Below are 19,469 nucleotides of genomic sequence, written 5' to 3'. Positions count from 1 at the left end.
ATGACATCAACATTGAATGTCGGTTATCATAGTTGGCTTACAGAAACATTTTTGAGTATCAGATGATGAACTGGTTCAACCGCTTACGCCTGGCGAGCAAGCTGGGCATTACATTCGCCACCGTCCTCGCCCTCACCGTGCTGGTCGGCGCGATCTCGATCCATCAACTGGCGAAGGTCAACGACACCTCGCTGCGCCTGTCCGGGCACTGGATGCCGGGCATCCGCGTCATCGAAGACATCAAGTCGCAAGTCGCGCGCATCCGCACGCGCGAGCTGCAATACATCATCTCCAGCGACCCGGCCGAGATGGACAAGTACGACAAGGTGATCGCGCAAGACCTGCAAGACCTGAAGGGCATGCAGGACGACTACGTCAAGCTGCTCGAATCGCCGGATGAACAGCAGAGCTACACGGAATTCCTCGACCTGTGGCAGCGCTACATGGCGGAAGACGCCAAGGTCCGCGCTGCCGCGCGCCAGAACGACGACGACCTGGCCAAGTCGCTGATCCGCGGCGAATCGAACAAGCTGATCGTCGCCATCCGCGCCAACGTCGACAAGGCCGTCGACAACTACACGGCAGGCGGCCGCGCCGCCGCGCTCGATGGTTCGCGCCGCTATGCGGCATCGCGCGTGCTGATCATGTCGCTCGTCTGCGGCTGCGTGCTGCTGGGCGCCGCCGGCGCCACGCTGCTCACGCGCTGGCTGATGCGCCGCCTGGGCGGCGAGCCGGACTACGCGACCGACATCGTCAAGCACATCGCGGCCGGCGACCTGTCGATGGACGTGCAGACCCGCCCTGGCGACCAATCCAGCCTGCTCGCCGCGATGAAGGCGATGCAGGGCAACCTGGCCCACATCGTCGGCAACGTGCGCGCCGCCACCGGCACGATCTCCAGCGCCTCCACGCAGATCGCGGCCGGCAACCTGGACCTGTCCTCGCGCACCGAGCAGCAGGCCAGCGCCCTGCAGCAGACGGCCGCCTCGATGGAAGAGCTGACCGCGACCGTGCGCAACAACGCGGAACACGCGAACCAGGCCAACGCCCTCGCCGACACGGCGGCCGGCGTCGCCCAGCAGGGCAGCACGGCCGTCGCGCGCGTCGTCGACACGATGGGATCGATCCACGCGTCATCGCAGAAGATCGTCGACATCATCGCGGTCATCGACGGCATCGCCTTCCAGACCAATATCCTCGCGCTGAACGCGGCCGTGGAAGCGGCGCGCGCCGGCGAACAGGGCCGCGGCTTCGCCGTCGTGGCGGGCGAAGTGCGCACGCTGGCCCAGCGTTCGGCCGCCGCCGCCAAGGAAATCAAGGAGCTGATCGGCGCCTCCGTCCAGCAGGTCGAAGCGGGAGCGGGTCTCGTCTCCGAAGCCGGCGCCACGATGCGCGAAGTGCTGCGGACCGTGCAGCAGATGCACGAGCTGATGGTCGAGATCAGCCACGCCGGCCGCGAACAGCGTACCGGCATCGAGCAGGTGAACAAGGCCGTCTCGCAGATGGACACCGTCACCCAGCAGAACGCCGGCCTCGTCGAAGAAGCGGCGACGGCGGCCCAGAGCCTGCACGAACAGGCCGAGGCGCTCGACCATCTCGTCAGCGTGTTCAAGCTGGAAGAGGCCGCGCGCCGTTCGTCCGGCGGCCGGGCGCTCGTCGTCGCCTGATCTTGTCCACCCGCGGCGCCACTCGACGCCGCGGGACGCGATGTTTGCGCAAACAAACTATGTTATAAAAGTGTGCGAAAAGCATATTTTGGAATAGCAATTCCTGGGCGTTTCCGATAATCTCTTGTAGATTGGAAGCTCGGAGTCGGCGTCGCCGACTCCGGCGGACGATATAACAACCAGCGGATGGCGCTTCGTTCGAGCACTGTCCGTCATTCGAGACAACGCTCATGAACCTGATCTCCCGCCTGGACACCATTGTCTTCCTGTTCTACTTCGTCGTCGTCGCCGGCTACGGCCTGTGGGTCTACCGCCGCAAGAAGAGCGCCAACACCTCCGCCTCGCACGACTACTTCCTGGCCGAAGGCTCGCTCACGTGGTGGGCCATCGGCGCCTCGCTGATCGCGTCCAACATCTCCNAAGAGCGCCAACACCTCCGCCTCGCACGACTACTTCCTGGCCGAAGGCTCGCTCACGTGGTGGGCCATCGGCGCCTCGCTGATCGCGTCCAACATCTCCGCCGAGCAGTTCATCGGCATGAGCGGTTCGGGCTTYCGCATCGGCATGGCCATCGCCGTGTACGAACTGATGGCCGCCGCCACGCTCGTCATCGTCGCGGTGTTCTTCATGCCGGTCTACCTGAAGAACCRCATCTACACGATGCCCCAGTTCCTCGAACAGCGCTACGGCAAGGCCGTCGCCACGACGATGGCGCTGTTCTGGCTCGGCCTGTACGTCGTCGTCAACCTGACCTCGATCCTGTACCTGGGCGCGCTGGCCATCGGCAGCGTCACCGGCATCGGCGTGCTGCCCTGCATGCTGTTCCTCGCCGTCTTCGCCGCCATCATCACCCTGGGCGGCATGAAGGTCATCGGCTACACGGACGTCATCCAGGTGACCTGCCTCGTGATCGGCGGCCTCGTGACCACGTGGCTGGCGCTGGACCTCGTCGCGAAACTCGGCAACGGCCACGGCGCGCTGCAAGGCTTCTCCACGCTGTACAACTCGACCCGCGACCACTTCGARATGGTGCTGGGCCGCGACAACCCGAACTACATGGACCTGCCGGGCCTGTCCACGCTGATCGGCGGCATGTGGATCGTGAACCTGAACTATTGGGGCTGCAACCAGTACATCACGCAGCGCGCGCTGGGCGCCGACCTGCCCACCGCCCGCAAAGGCCTGCTGTTCGCCGCGTTCCTGAAACTGCTGATGCCGGTCATCGTCGTCATGCCGGGTATCGCCGCGTTCGCGCTGGACCGTTCCGGCGCGCTGGGCGACGCGATGCGCGTCGGCGGCGAACTGAATCCGGACCGCGCCTACCCCACCCTGCTGGCACTGCTGCCGTCGGGCCTGAAAGGCATCGCGTTCGCGGCANGACGCGATGCGCGTCGGCGGCGAACTGAATCCGGACCGCGCCTACCCCACCCTGCTGGCACTGCTGCCGTCGGGCCTGAAAGGCATCGCGTTCGCGGCACTGACCGCCGCCGTCGTCGCGTCGCTGGCGGGCAAGGCCAACTCGATCGCCACGATCTTCACGCTCGACATCTATCAGAAGCGCCTCCACCCGAACGTCAGCGAGCAGAAGATGGTGTGGATCGGCCGCATGACCGTCGTCGTGTCGATGCTGCTGGCCGTGCTGATCGCCCCGCTGATGGGCATCGACAAGAAAGGCGGCTTCCAGTACATCCAGGAATACACGGGCTTCGTCTCGCCGGGCATCCTGGCCATGTTCCTGCTGGGCTTCTTCTGGAAAAAGACCACGTCCAGCGCCGCGATGTTCGCGACCGTGGGCGGTCTCGTGTTCTCNCTCGCCGGGCATCCTGGCCATGTTCCTGCTGGGCTTCTTCTGGAAAAAGACCACGTCCAGCGCCGCGATGTTCGCGACCGTGGGCGGTCTCGTGTTCTCTATCATCCTGAAGTTCCTGCCGGGGATGATGGACCTGTCCTTCCTCGCCCCGATCGGCTTCGCCCACGACAACGGCTCGGGCGTGTATGAGATCCCGTTCCTGGACCGCATGTTCATCGTGTTCTGGCTGGTGGTCGCGGGCATGGTCCTGCTCAGCACCGTGTTCGCCCGCGGCAAGGTGAAGGGACTGATCGTCGACACCAAGCTGTTCAAGGTCGACGGCGCGTTTGCCCTGGGCTCGGCGGTCATCTGCGTCGTGCTGGCCACGATCTACGGCATGTGGTGGNCTGATCGTCGACACCAAGCTGTTCAAGGTCGACGGCGCGTTTGCCCTGGGCTCGGCGGTCATCTGCGTCGTGCTGGCCACGATCTACGGCATGTGGTGGTAGAACTCTCGGAGCAATAGAAGGCAGCCTGCGGGCTGGCAAAGGACAGCCCCCCAGGCTGTCCTTTTTTTATTTCCGGATGACTCCAGGACTGGGCTTCGCCGGACTACGCTGCAGCTTCGGTCATCCGCCTGCGCGGCCGTTGCTGCCGTGCGCGGCGATGAACATCGTGACGGCGGAACGGCAGTAGGATTCGATTTCGTTGTCGTCCGCTGCTCTCGCCTGATCGAAGCGTGCGATCATCACGAGATCCGATCCTTTGAAAAGCGCGGCAAACAGGCGGGCAGACCCGAGAGGATCGGGCACGTTCAGAAGCGCGTTCGCGTGCAACTGACGCAACAGGGCCTCGATTTGGGCGATGACATGGGCGGGGCCGGCTTCGTAATGGAGCTTGCTTAACGAGTTTTGATTCGTCTTGTCGGCCATGACCATGGCTTCGACACTGCGGACGTCTGATCTCAACAGCACGCGAAGCAGCGATGATCCCACCGCCATCAGTCGATCTTCGACCGAACCGTCGACGCCTTCAAGAACGGTCTGTGGCGCAAACAACTGGTGGCAGCCGGCCGTGATGGCCGCGCTGAACAGCGCCTCCTTGTTCTCGAAATGCCGATAGATGCTTAGCTTGGATATCTTCGCCCGCTGGGCGACCTTGTCCATTGTCGTCGCTTGAAACCCCAGCTCTACAAAGAGTTCGTTTGCGGCGCTGACTATCGTTTGGCCAAGTGCTTCGTTGGTGGGGCGGCCGCGGCGCCCCTGTTTTTTTTCGCTCACGTTGTTTTCGGTACTTGACAGTATCTTAATTCACGATCTAGGATACTGCATAGTATCCGAAATGCGCAATCCACTGTGATTGAAATTGATCGCGCTTTCCACCACCGGTCTCGCCCAAGCACGTTCCACCGCAAAGTCAACCTCAACCATCGACAACACGGAACCCACCACCATGAATGACGTCATCATCATCGGCGGCAGCTTTGCCGGCCTCGCCGCCGCGCTGCAGCTCGGTCGTGCCCGCCGCACGGTCACAGTTCTTGATACCGGCCTGCCGCGCAATCGTTTCGCCGACCATTCGCATGGGCTGCTCGGCCACGACCATAAGCCACCGCTGGATATCCTGGTTGAGGCGCGGCAGCAGCTGGCGCGCTATCCCATGATCAAACTGGTCAATGCCCGGGCCGAGAGCGTCTCTGGCGCCATAGACGATTTCTCCGTCCTCACCGGCAATGGAGAAAGCCTCAAAGCGCGCCGTCTGATCCTGAGCTACGGCGTCGCTGATCAAATGCCTGGTATTCCGGGCTTCGCCGAAGGCTGGGGTACCTCCATCGTGCCTTGCCCCTATTGCGACGGCTTTGAAGTCGCCGGCCGGCATTGGGGCCTCGTCTGGTCCGGCCCCCCGTCGCATAACTATGTCAGGCTGTACCACGACTGGACCGACACCCTGACGGTCTTCGCCAACGGTCATGACATTCCACCGGAGATCCGGGCAGATCTGGCACGCCGCGGCATCCCGGTCGTCGGTGGCCGCATCACCGAGATCGACAACCACGAAAGCCATAACACCACCGTCAAAGTCGATGCCGGCCCCCAAGTCGCGGTCGACATCCTGTTCGCGCATCCGCGCAACAAGCCATCCGCACGCCTGCACGAACCGCTGGGCCTTGCCACAGTCGATACGCCCCAGGGCATCGCCCTCAAAGTCGACGAGCGCCGCGAAACCAGCATGCGGGGTATCTATGCCGCAGGCGACCTCGCCAATCCCCAAATGCCCTCGGTGACCACGGCCACGTGGCAAGGCGCGATGGCCGGCATCTTTGCCCAGCAGTCGATGCTGGTTTGAGTACACCGATTTCCCTCCCTGCCCAAGTCAGGATCTCCGCTGAACAGCGGACATTTTTTATCCCCGCCGCAAGGCCGCGCCGATGAACGCGACGACCTCCGCCCGGCACCGCCACGCCTCGCGCAGCGCGTTCATGTAATAAAAGCTGTGCGGCACATCGTGCCAGACGGTGAGCGTCACGCGGTTGCCGGCCCGGCGCGCGCGTTCGGCCGCGCGCCTGCTGTCGTCGAGGATGATCTCGGTGTCCGACACGTGGAAATGGAGCGGCGCGAGTCCCGCCCAGTCGCCGAACAGCGGCGACACATCCGGGTGGTCCGGCGCGACGCCGCCAAGGTACGTCATCCGCACCCATGGCCAGATGTTCGGTGACTGCATGCTGTCCCGCGCCGCGTTGGCGGTCGCGGACGGGCTGCCGGCCGTCAGGTCGACCGGCGCCGACAGCAGGATGCAGCCCGCCGGCTGGGGCCAGCCGTTGTCCCGCGCCCGCATCAGCAACACGAGCGCCAGGTTCGCGCCGGCGGAATGCCCGATCACGACGATCTTGTGCGCCGGGATGCCGGCGGCAAGCAGGCCGGCGTAGACGGCGCAGCAGTCGTCCAGGCCCGCCGGGAACGGGAACTCGGGCGCGAGCCGGTACGGCACCTGCACGACGGGGCATCCGGTACGGCGCGCCAGGCCGGCACAGTAACGGCGATCGGCCGCCGCCGCACGCACCGCGAAACCGCCGCCGTGAAGATACAGGATGACACCCTCGCCCGCCGCAGCGGGCCGCCCGATCCATTCGACGGCCACGCCGCCCACGTCGGCGACATCGACGCGCACGGGCCGCCTGCCGAGCGTTCCCAGGCGGTCGATCCGGTGATACGCCGCGCGCATGCGCGCGACGGACGGAATGTCGTTCCAGAGGGGCTTCAGGGTGCGGCGCAACCCCGCGTTCACGATGGTTCGGATCAGCATGCCTTATATTACATTTTCATGCCGACACCCGGCCTGCTTGCGCACGCCATCGAGCTCGACCATCTTTACCCATCCTTCTCCGCGCGGCCCGGTCGATACAGGTCACCGTGGCAGCGCGTACACCGCCAGCTGGTCGCCCACCTGGTCCTTGATGATCGGATTGCCGCCGGCCACGAAGGCGACGTACTGACGGCCCTTGTATTCGTACACCGCCGGATTCGCGACCACCGGGGCCTGGACCAGGTCGGACCATAATTCCTTGCCCGTCGCCAGCGAATAGGCCCGCACTTTCGCATCCATCGAGGCGCCGATGAAGATCAGGCCGCCTGCGGTCACGGCCGGCCCGCCAATGGTCGGCGAGCCCAGGCTCTCGGGCATGTAGAAGCCGTACTGCTGGGATGCACCGACGGGGCGACGCCAGTTGATCGCGCCGGTCTTCATGTTGATCGAGACCAGTTCGCCGAAGGGCGGTTCCCAGCATGGCATGCCGAGCCAGTTGAGCGCGTTTTCCAGCATGATGCCGAACGGCGCCCCCTTCTGCGGATAGAAGCCCTGCTCCGCGCCGGAGCCCTTGGCCACGCTGTCGTACACGTTGCGTGGCAACAGCTTGAGTTGCTGCACGAGATGCGACGTGTTGACGATCGCCGTCTCGCTGCGCGGGTCAAAAGCGACACCTCCCCACTGGACGGCGCCGGCGCTGAATGGATAGCCCAGCGTGCCTGCATCCCCGGCGGTCGGCGGCGTGTACATGCCATCGTAATGCATTGCATCGAACAGGCGCGAGCACTGGCCGAAGCCAACCATGTCGGCAATCCACCACACCTTCGGCTTGCGGGACTGGTCCAGCAGCGGCGCAGGTCGGGTAGGAACCGGCTGGGTCCTCGCGTAAACCTCACCGGAGACATTGCCGGTAGGGACTGGGCGCTCCTCGATCGGCCAGACATCCTCGCCGGTCCTGCGGTTCACGACGAACAGGTAGCCCATCTTGGTCGCCTGCATCAGCGCCGGGATCGTCTTGCCATCGACCGTGATGTCCATCAGCGTCGGTGCCGAATTGATGTCGTAGTCCCAGAGGTCATGGTGCACCCACTGGCGCGACCACACCACCTTGCCGGTGTCGATGTCGACAGCGGTGGTGGAGGTCGCAAGCGGGACGGGTTCGGCGCGGTTGCCGCCCCAGTAGTTGGGCGAAGGCGACGACACCGGCAAGTACACGAGCCCGAGCTCCTCGTCGACCGACATCGCGGTCCACACGTTGGCAGTGCCGCTCTGCCTGACGATATCGTCGGGAAGAACGTTCAGGACCCACTCCAGTTTGCCGGTGCGCGCATTGATCGAGAAGACCCTGCCCGGCGGCGCCTCGGCCAGCGCCCAGTCCTTGCCGGCCCAGCCGATGATGAGGTGGTCGCCCGCCACGGTGGGCGGCTGGAGCACCGACAGCGGCCAGGCATCGTTGATGTTGTTCCATTTGTTGACGTTGAGTACGCCGTGGTCGGCAAAGCCGGGGCACGGCTTTCCCGTGTCCGCATCGACGGCGAACAGCCTCGCATCCATGGTGCCGATGTAGACGGTCTTCTGGCAGGCCTGGCCCGCGACCGGATGCCGGGCTTCCCAGTAGGCGACGCCGCGGGTCTTCAACGCGGGCTGGGTGAGCGCCTTCAGGGTCGAGTGGGTGTCGAACCGCCAACGCTCTGTTCCGGTCGCTGGATCGAGGGCGATGATCCGGTAGAACGGCGTGCCGATGTACAGGGTCTCGTTGGCGTAGATGGGCGTGGCCGACCAGACGGTCGGCGGCTTGCCGCCGCCGCCGTCGGAGACATCCCCGGTATGGTACTGCCATGCCAGCTTCAGCTTGCCCACGTTCGAGGTATCGATCTGCGACAGCGGTGAGTATTTCTGCGCGCTCAATTGCCCGTGGAAGCTGTTCCAGATGGGCTTTGGCGGTGCCGATGGTTGTTGCCCCGACGAATCGTGAACATGATCGGCTGCCGCCGCCCCCTGCGCCGTCGCAGCCGGCAGCCGGCCGATGGCTGCGAGGCCAAGGCTGATGCAGAGAGCAGGCACGAGCAGAAGCGAGGCAATGGTCGTCACCGGGTGCCTGTCCGGACCACTCATCAAATCGACCGCCAGCGCCAGCAGTGCGATGACCATGGCGGCAACCAGCAAGAACTCATGCAGCAGCCAGGCCGCCGCCAGGGTGCCGAGCGCCATCAGAAGGGCGAGGACCGGCACGAGCCGGGAGCGGCCGGTACGCCTGCGCACCAGGACAAAGCCGAGCAACGCCAGCAACAGGGTGGACACGACGACAGCGAGGGCGCCGATCGTTCCGGTCACGCCGGTCATCGGCGCGAAATAATTGAACAGTGCGACGCCGAGCCCGGCCAGCGCCGCGATCGTCAGCGTCGCCCTCGCTACACCACGAAATCGCCGTGCCATGCCCGTACGCTCCTCCACTAGAATCGGCTCGGTGCATTCTCCGCAGCCGGGAAGACGCGACCACATCACCCAGGCCACACCGTGGTCCATCCAGACAAGACGTAAATTGCTGTTTGTGAATTCAGTTGAAGAAATTATAGGACTCGCATTCACGGCGGGCCGTTCGATTCGAAACCCTGCTCCGCATGTGATATGAAATGCGAATCACAGCCCACCGAATCATATATTGGACAACTTGCCATACCCACGGCACTCTTGGGGTTTTACGATTTCCCGAGGAGACACCATGCCGACTTACCGTTCCCACACCACGACCCAGGGCCGCAACATGGCGGGCGCCCGCGCCCTGTGGCGCGCGACCGGCATGAAGGACGGCGACTTCGACAAGCCGATCATCGCCGTCGTCAACTCGTTCACCCAGTTCGTGCCGGGCCACGTGCACCTGAAGGACCTGGGCCAGCTGGTGGCGCGCGAGATCGAAGCGGCGGGCGGCGTCGCCAAGGAATTCAACACGATCGCCGTCGACGACGGCATCGCGATGGGCCACGGCGGCATGCTGTACTCGCTGCCGTCGCGCGACCTGATCGCCGACTCCGTCGAGTACATGGTCAACGCCCACTGCGCCGACGCGATGGTCTGCATCTCGAACTGCGACAAGATCACCCCAGGCATGCTGATGGCCGCCATGCGCATCAACATCCCGACCGTGTTCGTGTCGGGCGGCCCGATGGAAGCGGGCAAGGTGATCAAGGTCGTCAACAACGACAAGAAGATCATCAAGCTGGACCTCGTCGACGCGATGATCCAGGCCGGCGACTCGAAGATCTCCGACGCCGACGTCGCGGAAATCGAACGCTCGGCCTGCCCCACCTGCGGTTCCTGCTCGGGCATGTTCACGGCGAACTCGATGAACTGCCTGACCGAGGCGCTGGGCCTGTCGCTGCCGGGTAACGGCACCATCGTCGCCACGCACGCGGACCGCAAGGAACTGTTCCTGCGCGCCGGCCGCCTGATCGTCGACCTGGCCAAGCGCCACTACGAAGGCGACGACTACACGATCCTCCCGCGCAGCATCGCGACCAAGACCGCGTTCGAGAACGCGATGGCGCTGGACGTCTCGATGGGCGGTTCGACCAACACCGTGCTGCACCTGCTGGCCGCCGCGCACGAGGCGGGCGTGGAATTCACGATGGCCGACATCGACCGCATCTCGCGCAACGTACCTTGCCTGTGCAAGGTCGCGCCGATGACGAACAAGTACCACATCGAAGACGTGCACCGTGCCGGCGGCATTGTCGCCATCCTCGGCGAACTGGCGCGCGCGGGCCTGCTCGACACGTCGCTGCCGACCGTGCACTCGCCGACCTTGGGCGACGCGATCGAGAAGTACGACATCAAGCGCAGCGACGACCAGGCCGTGCATCAACTGTTCCGCGCGGCGCCGGGCGGCGTGCCGACGCAGGTCGCGTTCTCGCAGGCCGAGCGCTTCGACAGCGCCGACCTCGATCGCGCCGAAGGCTGCATCCGCGACCGCGCCCACGCATACTCGCAGGACGGCGGCCTCGCGGTCCTGTACGGGAACATCGCGGAAAAGGGCTGCATCGTGAAGACGGCCGGCGTCGACGAAAGCATCCTGAAGTTCTCCGGCAAGGCGCGCGTGTTCGAAAGCCAGGACGCGGCCGTCGAAGGCATCCTCGGCGACACCGTGCACGCGGGCGACGTCGTGATCATCCGCTACGAAGGCCCGAAAGGCGGCCCGGGCATGCAGGAAATGCTGTACCCGACGTCGTACATCAAGTCGAAGGGTCTCGGCAAGGCGTGCGCGCTGTTCACCGACGGCCGCTTCTCCGGCGGCTCGTCGGGCCTCGTGATCGGCCACGCGTCGCCGGAGGCGGCGGAAGGCGGCGCGATCGGCCTCGTCGAGGAAGGCGACACGATCGACATCGACATCCCGAACCGCACCATCAACCTGCGCGTGACGGCTGAAGAGATGGCGCACCGCCGCGCGACGATGGAAGCGCGCGGCGACGCCGCGTGGCAGCCGGTCAACCGCGAGCGCGCAGTCTCGCAGGCACTGCGGGCCTACGCGGCGCTGACCACGTCGGCCGACCGCGGCGCGGTGCGCGACCTGTCGCAACTGAAGCGCTGAGCGGCAGCCTGACGAACTTGGCGGCGATGCTGGCCGCGATGGCCAGCACGCCTATGGTTGCGAGCAATGCCTGCAGCATGGTGTCCTCACACAAAGTAGGTTTTGACGAAGAAGGCAACCGTGATCGCGGTCGTCGCGCACAGCGTGACGGCGCGGATCACGCCCGGCGGCGCCCGCCGTCCGATGTGCGCGCCGCCGTAACCCCCGAGCGTCGCGCCGGCCAGCAGCGCCAGCGTCTCCGGCCAGCGCACCGCGCCGGCCGCGATGAACGCGAGTACCGCCACCGTGTTCGCCGCGCTCACCAGCAAGGTGCGCGGCGCATTCAACAGTTTCAGGTCGCGGTTGTCGAGCAGCCCCCACATCGCGATCATCATGATCCCCACCGCCCCGCCGAAATAACCGCCGTAGACGCCCAGCGCGAACTGCACGGCCAGCACCGCGCGTGCATGGATGCGCCAGCGCGCGCGCAGGGCTTCACCGATGCGCCGCCCGAACGCGAGCGCGATGGACGCCACCAGCAGCAGCCAGGGCAGCACGGCCGTGAACGCGGCGGATGACGTCCGCAGCAACAGCACGGCGCCGACGAGCCCGCCGCACAGGGTCGCGACGAGCAGCGCGCGCAGCGGCACGGTGCCGACCGGCCCCAGTCCGTCGCGGTAGGCCCACGCGCTGGCCAATCCACCCGGAAACAGCGCGACGGTGCTCGACGTGTTCGCCTGGACCGGAGGCACACCCGCCGCGATCAGCGCCGGCAGGCTGACGAACGAACCACCGCCCGCCAGCGCATTCATCGCACCGGCCGCCACGCCTGCCGCGAACGTTGGAATCATTGTGTTCATGTCACGATAGTAGTCGGCGGGCGGTGCGCCCGCAATCCGGCAATCCCGGCGTCACGCTTCGGTCCATCCGAAGGCACAATCACGCCCGCCATGCCCGCCTGTCAAATATCGGAATGACAAATCGGATGATTCCCGCTGCGTTGGCAAGGCGTCAAAGTCGCTTAGCGAATCGAAAATCCATTTGCAAAATTACGTTATCGATCGCTCAATCAAGTGTTGTTTTCCCCGCGTATCCATGACATTTCTCGCCAAAATGCTTGCTACACGGCAATTCGATCTGACATGATCAGCACCGGTGCGGTTCCAGATACCGCAAACACGAAACCTACCCGAACATCGACGGAGCGCCGCGTGCCGCGACTACGCCCCCTGCAAACCTATTCCCCGCTGATCGTGGCCACGGCCGCGACCTGCGTCATCGTCCCGTTGGCCGGCTGGCAGTGGCATGGCTGGCTGTGCGCCGCCCTCCTCCTGGCCGGCGGCGCGTTCGCCGCCCTGCGCGCGCCCGTGCCGCAGGCCGAGCAATCCGCCGGCGCCGACCTCGCCGAGCGCCGCGCGTTCAGCGTCGACGTGGCCGACGTCTGGACGTCGCACATCGATGCGTCGCGCGACCAGATGGAGTCGGCCGTCGTCGCCCTCGTCGAACGCTTCTCCGGCATCGTCACCCGCCTCGGCCAGGCACTGGACGCGTCGGGCACCGCGCGCAACGGCGACAACATCGTCGACGCGTTCGCGGCCAGCGAAAAGGAATTGCGCTCGCTGCTGGACATGTTGGCCGGCGCGGCCGCCAGCAAGCGGCAGATGCTGCAGAAGATCGAAGGCCTCGAGGAAATCACGGCCACCTTGCAGAAGATGGCGGCGGATGTCGCCAGCATCGCGTGGCAGACCAACCTGCTGGCGCTGAACGCGGCCATCGAGGCCGCGCGCGCGGGCGAGGCGGGACGCGGTTTCGCGGTCGTCGCGAGCGAGGTGCGCATGCTGTCGAACCGTTCGGCCGACGCGGGCAAGCACATCGCCGAACAGGTCGGCCGCATCAGCGCCGCGATCGACGTCACGTGCCGCGCGGCCGAGGACTCCATGCGCGCCGAGACGCGCGCCGTGCAGGCGTCCGAACAGATGATCGGCAACGTGCTCGGGTCCCTGCGCGGCGTCACCGACGCCCTCGTGGCCTCGTCCGACCTGCTGCAGCACGAGAGCGCCGGCATCCAGGCGGAAGTCGGCGACGCGCTCGTGCAGCTGCAGTTCCAGGACCGCGTCAGCCAGATCCTGTCGCACGTGCGCGACAACATCGCCCGCCTGCCTTCGTGGCTGGACGAGCAACAGCAAGGCGGCGGCCTCGATGCCCGCAGCCTGCTCGCCGAACTCGAAAGCACCTACGCGATGGCCGAGGAACGCACGCTCCACAAGAGCACCGCGAAGCCCGCGCCGCAGCTGGCCGAAGACATCACGTTTTTCTAGACTAGGATTTAACCATGGCAAAAACCATCATGGTGGTGGACGATTCGATCTCGATCCGCCAGGTCGTCGGCATCGCACTCAAGCAGGCCGGCTATGACGTCATCGAAGGCGTCGACGGCCAGGACGCGCTGGCCAAGCTGACCGGCCAGAAGGTCAACCTGATCATCAGCGACGTCAACATGCCCAACATGGACGGCATCGCGTTCGTGCGCGAACTGAAGACCCGTCCCGCCTACAAGTTCACCCCGGTCCTGATGCTGACCACCGAGTCGCAGGAAGACAAGAAGGAACAGGGCAAGGCCGCCGGCGCGAAGGCGTGGATGGTCAAGCCGTTCAAGCCGGAAGCCCTGCTGGCCGCCGTCCAGAAGCTGACGTTCGGCTGACCCACCGCGCCGGCGCAGGCCGGCCATCCCGGAGCAATGATGCAATGACGATTATTGGCGAAACGAGCCAAGGGGCCGCCGCATGCCTGGCGGTCGAAGGCGAAATGACGATCTACCGCGCCGCGGAGCTGCATCCCGTGCTGCTGGACGCCGTACGCACGATCGATGCGCCCGCGCTCGACCTGTCCCAGGTAACGGAGTTCGACTGCGCCGGCATGCAGCTGCTGCTCGTGGCGCGGCGCGAAGCGCAGCGGCTCGGCAAGGCGCTCGTGCTGCGGGACGCCAGCCCCGCCGTGTGCGACGCGTTCGCAATGCTCGGCATGACCGTGGAAGGAGAGCCTGCATGAGCATCGACATCGACCAGGTGACGCACACCTTCATCGCCGAAAGCCGCGAACTGCTGGAGCAGATGGAAAGCGCCCTGCTCGCGGTCACGCGCGACGGCCTCGACGCCGTCAACGCGATCTTCCGCGCGGCGCACACGATCAAGGGATCGGCCGGCATGTTCGGCCTCGACCCCGTCGTCGAATTCACGCACGTGGCCGAGAGCGTCCTGGACAAGGTGCGCGACGGCGCCATCCCCGTCGGCGACGAACTCGTCGCGCTGCTGCTCGCATGCCGCGACCACATCGGCGCCCTCGTCGACGCGGTGGAGCGCGGCACGCTGGACGACGCGGATCTCGCCGCGGCAGGCGCGCCGCTCGTCGCGCAACTGCAGGCCTACCTGGACGGCGGCGCGGCACCGGCGCCCACCGGCGCCAGCGAAGCCGAAGCGAGCGACGGCGCGGCCGGCCACTGGCACATCTCGCTGCGCTTCGGCCCCGACGTGCTGCGCAACGGCATGGACCCGCTGTCGTTCATCCGCTACCTGGGCCAGCTGGGCACCATCACCGGCATCGCGACGATCGCCGACGACCTGCCGGCGCTGGACGAATTCGATCCCGAGTCGTGCTACCTCGGCTTCGAGATCGGCTTCCACAGCACCGCCGACAAGGCGACGATCGACGGCGTGTTCGACTTCGTGCGCGACGACTGCGCGATCCGCATCCTGCCGCCCGAGAACCGCATCGCCGGCTACCTCGCCTGGCTGGACGAGGCGCCGGCGCTGCGCGAGCGCCTGGGCCAGATGCTCGTCCGCTGCGGCAGCGTCACCGCGCACGAACTGGAACACGCGCTGGCGGCGCAGGCCGCAAGCAGCGCGCCGGCGCAACCGATCGGCGCGATCCTCGTCGACCAGGGCGCCGTGCGCGCACCCGTCGTCGAGGCGGCCCTCGCGAAACAGCGCCAGGCGCCGGACGCGCCGCGCCAGCAGCAGGAAAGCCGCTCGGTGCGCGTGGACGCGGACAAACTGGACCGACTGATCAACCTCGTGGGCGAATTGATCATCGCGGGCGCGGGCGCCAACCTCGTCGCGCGCCGCACGCAGATCCCCGAGCTGCTGGAATGCACGTCGACGCTGTCCAGCCTCGTCGAGGAAGTGCGCGACAGCGCGCTGCAGCTGCGCATGGTGAAGATCGGCGCCACGTTCAACCGCTTCCAGCGCGTCGTGCACGACGTGGCGCGCGAGCTGGGCAAGGACATCCGCCTGGAGGTCAGCGGCGAGGACGCGGAACTGGACAAGACCGTCGTCGAGAAGATCGGCGACCCGCTCACGCACCTCGTGCGCAACGCGATGGACCACGGCATCGAGCCGGCCGACGTGCGCGCCGCGCGCGGCAAGCCGGCGCAAGGCACCGTCGCGCTGAACGCCTACCACGACTCGGGCAGCATCGTGATCGAAGTGTCGGACGACGGCGGCGGCCTGAAACGGGACCGCATCCTCGCGAAAGCCGTCGAGCGCGGGCTCGTCGAGCCGGGCCGCCTGCTCACGGACAAGGAAATCTTCAACCTGATCTTCGAACCGGGCTTCTCGACGGCGGAACAGGTGACGAACCTGTCCGGCCGCGGCGTGGGCATGGACGTCGTCAAGCGCAACATCGTCGCGCTGCGCGGCAGCGTCGACATCGCCAGCACCGAGGGACAAGGCACCACCGTCACGGTGCGCCTGCCGCTGACGCTGGCGATCATCAACGGGTTCCAGGTCGGCGTCGGCAAGTCGGTGTTCGTGATCCCGATGGACATGGTCGAGGAATGCATCGAGTTCGTCGAACAGCCGGGCTGCGACTGGGTCGATTTGCGCGGCCAGCCCCTGCCCTTCGTGCGCCTGAGGGAACGCTTCGGCGTCAAAGGCGCGCCGGCACGGCGCCGCAGCATCGTCGTCGTGCGCTACGGCGGCAGCAAGGCCGGCCTCGTCGTCGACAGCCTGCTGGGCGAATTCCAGACCGTGATCAAGCCGCTCGGCAAGGTGTTCGCCGGCGCGCGCTTCCTGTCCGGTTCCTCGATCCTCGGCAACGGCGACGTCGCACTGATCCTCGACATGGCCGCCCTGCTGGCCGGCGTCGAACACGAAAGCCAGGCCGCCGCGGCCTGACAATTAACTGAAGTGGAGAGCCACATGCTCAAGAACCTGAAAATCGGCATCCGCCTGGGCCTCGGCTTCGGTGCGGTACTGCTGCTCCTGCTGGCGATCGCGCTGCTGGCCATGAACCGCATGGCGGTCATGAACGATGCCACCGCCTACATCACGGCGGACGCGTATCCGAAAGTCGTCATCGCGAAAGACCTGATCCGTGACACCGTGGACCTCCCGCGCCAGATGCGCGGCATGCTGCTGACCGCGGACGAGGCGCAGAACGAGCGCTATCGCAAGCTGATCGAACAACTGCGCGCCGACACGAGCACGCGCATCGCCGAGCTGACGAAACTCGTCGCCAGCGAAACCGGCAAGAAGATGCTCAAGCGGATCGTCGACAAGCACGCGGCACTGGACCCGACGTATGCCCGGTTCTTCGAGCTGGTACGCAGCGACCGCCCGCATGCGGCGGAATACGTCAGCAAGGATTACATGCCGCTCAACCGCGAGCTGATCGACGCGATCGACGAACTGGCCAAGCACCAGTCGGACAAGATGCAGCAGAAGGCCAACGAGGCCGCCGCCACGTACGACGAGACCCGCCAGCTGGTGCTCGCCATGACGGCCGGCGCCGTCCTGCTCGCGCTGTGCGTCGCCACGTTCATCACGCTGTCCGTCACCCGCCCCCTGCGCATCGCCGTCGACGCGGCCGACCGCCTGGCGGCCGGCGACCTCACGGTGCACATCGAGAGCCATGCGCGTGACGAGGCCGGCCAGTTGCTGACCGCGATGAAGAACATGATCGCGAAGCTGACGCAGGTCGTCGGCGACGTCAACGGCGGCGCCCAGTCGCTGGCGTCCGCGTCSGAAGAAGTCAGCGCGACGGCGCAGGCGCTGTCGCAGTCGGCGTCCGAGCAGGCGGCCGGCGTCGAGGAGACGAGCGCCTCGCTGGAACAGATGACGGCATCGATCTCGCAGAACACSGAGAACGCCCGCGTCACCGACGGCATGGCCACGCAGGCCGCGCGCGAGGCGGCGGAAGGCGGCGAAGCCGTGAAGGCGACCGTCGCCGCCATGAAGCGGATCGCGAAGCAGATCGGCATCATCGACGACATCGCCTACCAGACCAACCTCCTGGCGCTGAACGCCGCCATCGAGGCGGCCCGCGCCGGCGAACACGGCAAGGGCTTCGCCGTCGTCGCCGCCGAGGTGCGCAAGCTGGCCGAACGCAGCCAGGTCGCCGCGCAGGAAATCGGCGAAGTGGCGACGAGCAGCGTGGAGCTGGCCGAGCGCGCCGGCGGCCTGCTCGACCAGATGGTGCCGAACATCCGCAAGACCTCGGACCTCGTGCAGGAAATCACGGCCGCATCGGAAGAGCAATCGGCCGGCGTCGGCCAGATCAACGCGGCGGTCGGCCAGATGAGCCAGACGACGCAGCAGAACGCCTCCAGTTCCGAGGAGCTGGCCGCGACGGCGGAGGAAATGAGTTCCCAGGCCGAGCAGCTGCAGCAGGCGATGGCGTTCTTCCGCCTGGCGGGCGGCGACGCGCCGCCGGCGCGCAAGCCGGCACGCCGCGCGCCCGCGCATCCGGGCGCGACGCCGAAGCGCCAGGGCATCGCCCTGCACAACCCCGCGTACGCCGCCGAGGCGGACCTGGACGAAGCCAGCTTCACCCGTTTCTGATAGCGCGCAGCCGCCCCGAGGAGAACTGCCATGTTCCGTAATCTGAAAGTCAGCGCCCGCCTGGCATTGGGCTTCGGCACCGTCAGCGTGTTGCTGGCCGCCGTCGTCGCGATGGGCATCCACAGCGTCGCCAGCGTCAGCGACAACGTTGGCGAGATGGCCAACGACAAGTATCCGAAGGTCGTGCTCAGCTACGACGCGATCGGCAACATCCACGAGATCGCCACCGCGATGCGCAACATCGTGCTGACGGAGGACCCGGAAGCGACCCGGCGCGAACTGGCGCAGATCGACGAGTCGCGCAACGACCAGCGCGCGGATATCGAGAAGCTGCAGAACCTCATCAAGTCGGCCTCAGGACGCCAGATCATGGACGGCATGAACCAGCAGCGCCAGAAGAACCTGGTGGTGCAGGACCAGTTCGTCCGCCTCGTACACGAAGGCAAGCGCGCCGAGGCTGGAGCGCTGCTGGCGACGCAGATCCAGCCGCTGCAGGATGCGTACATCAAGGCGATCGAAAAGCTGATCGAACACCAGAATGCGGCGATGGAGCAATCGGCCAAGGACGCGTCGGCCGAATACCTCGAGACCCGCAACCGGCTCACGCTGCTGGGCGCCGCCGCGGTCCTGATGGGCATCGGCATGGCCTTCTGGATCACGCTGAGCCTCACCCGTACGCTGGGCGGCGAGCCGGCCTACGCGGCCGACCTGCTCAAGCGCATCGCGAACGGCGACCTGTCCGGCGATGTGACGCTGCGCCGCGGCGACAACGACAGCATGCTGCATGCCGTCGGCCAGATGGTGGCGAAGCTGCGCCAGGTGATCGCGGGCCAGCGCGCCGTCGTGGAAGCGGCCAACCGCGGCGAGTTCGGCGTACGCGTCGACACGGCCGGAATGCAGGGCTTCCAGAAGGAGATGGGCGATGGCCTGAACCAGCTCGTGACGACGACCGGCGCCAGCATCGACGACGTCGTGCGCGTCATGTCCGCGCTGGCCGAAGGCGACCTGACGAAGCGCATCGACAAGGATTACCAGGGCGCGTTCGCGAAGCTGAAGGATTACTCGAACGGCACCATGGACCGGCTGGCGCAGGTCGTCGGCGACGTCAACGGCAGCGCCCAGTCGCTGGCGTCCGCGTCGGAAGAAGTCAGCGCGACGGCGCAGGCGCTGTCGCAGTCGGCGTCCGAGCAGGCGGCCGGCGTCGAGGAGACGAGCGCCTCGCTGGAACAGATGACGGCATCGATCTCGCAGAACACGGAGAACGCCCGCGTCACCGACGGCATGGCCACGCAGGCCGCGCGCGAGGCGGC

13 protein-coding genes and 2 pseudogenes are annotated in these 19,469 nt (G+C 66.2%); 11 read left to right on the top strand and 4 right to left on the bottom strand.

The features are described from left to right. Positions 1-62 precede the first annotated feature (62 nt). The 3 genes and pseudogenes from ASD28_RS33185 to ASD28_RS32745 all read left to right on the top strand — a co-directional run. The gene (locus tag ASD28_RS33185) at positions 63-1,667 is read left to right on the top strand and encodes a methyl-accepting chemotaxis protein (protein ID WP_056128775.1); all 1,605 of its coding nucleotides are present in this window, start codon (positions 63-65) and stop codon (positions 1,665-1,667) included. Positions 1,668-2,123: 456 nt separating this feature from the next. After that, positions 2,124-3,044 (top strand): annotated as a pseudogene (locus tag ASD28_RS32750) (sodium/solute symporter); the annotation flags it as partial. A 7-nt stretch (positions 3,045-3,051) separates the two neighbouring features. Next, positions 3,052-3,476, top strand: a pseudogene (locus ASD28_RS32745) (sodium transporter); the annotation flags it as partial. A 609-nt stretch (positions 3,477-4,085) separates the two neighbouring features. Here the strand turns inward: ASD28_RS32745 and ASD28_RS14010 are convergent. Beyond that, positions 4,086-4,736, bottom strand: coding sequence for a TetR/AcrR family transcriptional regulator (locus ASD28_RS14010; protein ID WP_056128771.1), 651 nt, complete (start codon positions 4,734-4,736; stop codon positions 4,086-4,088). Between the two features lie 172 nt (positions 4,737-4,908). Between ASD28_RS14010 and ASD28_RS14005 the strand changes: the two genes are divergently transcribed. Further along, positions 4,909-5,802, top strand: a complete 894-nt coding sequence (locus tag ASD28_RS14005) for an NAD(P)/FAD-dependent oxidoreductase (protein ID WP_056128768.1) — start codon at positions 4,909-4,911, stop codon at positions 5,800-5,802. 57 nt (positions 5,803-5,859) lie between these two features. On the opposite strand, the gene ASD28_RS14000 is transcribed toward ASD28_RS14005, so the two are convergent. Then, positions 5,860-6,759: an alpha/beta hydrolase gene (locus ASD28_RS14000; RefSeq protein WP_056128763.1), complete on the bottom strand. Its 900-nt coding sequence runs from the start codon at positions 6,757-6,759 to the stop codon at positions 5,860-5,862. 102 nt (positions 6,760-6,861) lie between these two features. Continuing rightward, positions 6,862-9,195: a pyrroloquinoline quinone-dependent dehydrogenase gene (locus ASD28_RS13995; RefSeq protein ID WP_200948801.1), complete on the bottom strand. Its 2,334-nt coding sequence runs from the start codon at positions 9,193-9,195 to the stop codon at positions 6,862-6,864. Positions 9,196-9,481: 286 nt separating this feature from the next. Between ASD28_RS13995 and ilvD the strand changes: the two genes are divergently transcribed. Next, a complete protein-coding gene (gene ilvD, locus ASD28_RS13990; protein ID WP_056128761.1) occupies positions 9,482-11,344 on the top strand; it encodes a dihydroxy-acid dehydratase in 1,863 nt (620 codons plus the stop codon). A gap of 86 nt (positions 11,345-11,430) precedes the next feature. On the opposite strand, the gene ASD28_RS13985 is transcribed toward ilvD, so the two are convergent. Further along, positions 11,431-12,183: a sulfite exporter TauE/SafE family protein gene (locus tag ASD28_RS13985; RefSeq protein WP_056128757.1), complete on the bottom strand. Its 753-nt coding sequence runs from the start codon at positions 12,181-12,183 to the stop codon at positions 11,431-11,433. 351 nt (positions 12,184-12,534) lie between these two features. On the opposite strand from ASD28_RS13985, the gene ASD28_RS13980 reads away from it, so the two are divergent. The 6 genes from ASD28_RS13980 to ASD28_RS13955 all read left to right on the top strand — a co-directional run. Then, positions 12,535-13,641 (top strand): methyl-accepting chemotaxis protein, encoded by a 1,107-nt coding sequence (locus ASD28_RS13980; protein WP_056128754.1) that lies wholly within the window; start codon positions 12,535-12,537, stop codon positions 13,639-13,641. A gap of 14 nt (positions 13,642-13,655) precedes the next feature. Beyond that, entirely contained in the window at positions 13,656-14,024 is a 369-nt protein-coding gene (locus tag ASD28_RS13975; RefSeq protein ID WP_056128750.1) for a response regulator, read from the top strand. Between the two features lie 44 nt (positions 14,025-14,068). Then, entirely contained in the window at positions 14,069-14,371 is a 303-nt protein-coding gene (locus tag ASD28_RS13970; protein WP_056128747.1) for a lipid asymmetry maintenance protein MlaB, read from the top strand. 2 nt (positions 14,372-14,373) lie between these two features. Beyond that, positions 14,374-16,494 carry a chemotaxis protein CheA gene (locus ASD28_RS13965; RefSeq protein ID WP_056128935.1) on the top strand — a complete coding sequence of 707 codons (2,121 nt, stop codon included), beginning with the start codon at positions 14,374-14,376 and terminating at the stop codon, positions 16,492-16,494. 24 nt (positions 16,495-16,518) lie between these two features. Beyond that, on the top strand, positions 16,519-18,159 hold the full coding sequence (locus ASD28_RS13960) for a methyl-accepting chemotaxis protein (protein WP_056128743.1): 1,641 nt from the start codon (positions 16,519-16,521) through the stop codon (positions 18,157-18,159). Positions 18,160-18,189: 30 nt separating this feature from the next. Then, on the top strand, positions 18,190-19,469 hold a 1,280-nt coding region (locus ASD28_RS13955), incomplete at its 3' end, for an MCP four helix bundle domain-containing protein (protein ID WP_056128742.1).

Origin of the sequence: Massilia sp. Root133 (assembly GCF_001426525.1) — a bacterium.
GTDB lineage: Bacteria > Pseudomonadota > Gammaproteobacteria > Burkholderiales > Burkholderiaceae_D > Telluria > Telluria orientalis.
The sequence above is the reverse complement of the archived record's forward strand: the minus strand, read 5'-3'. Positions and strand labels throughout refer to the sequence as shown.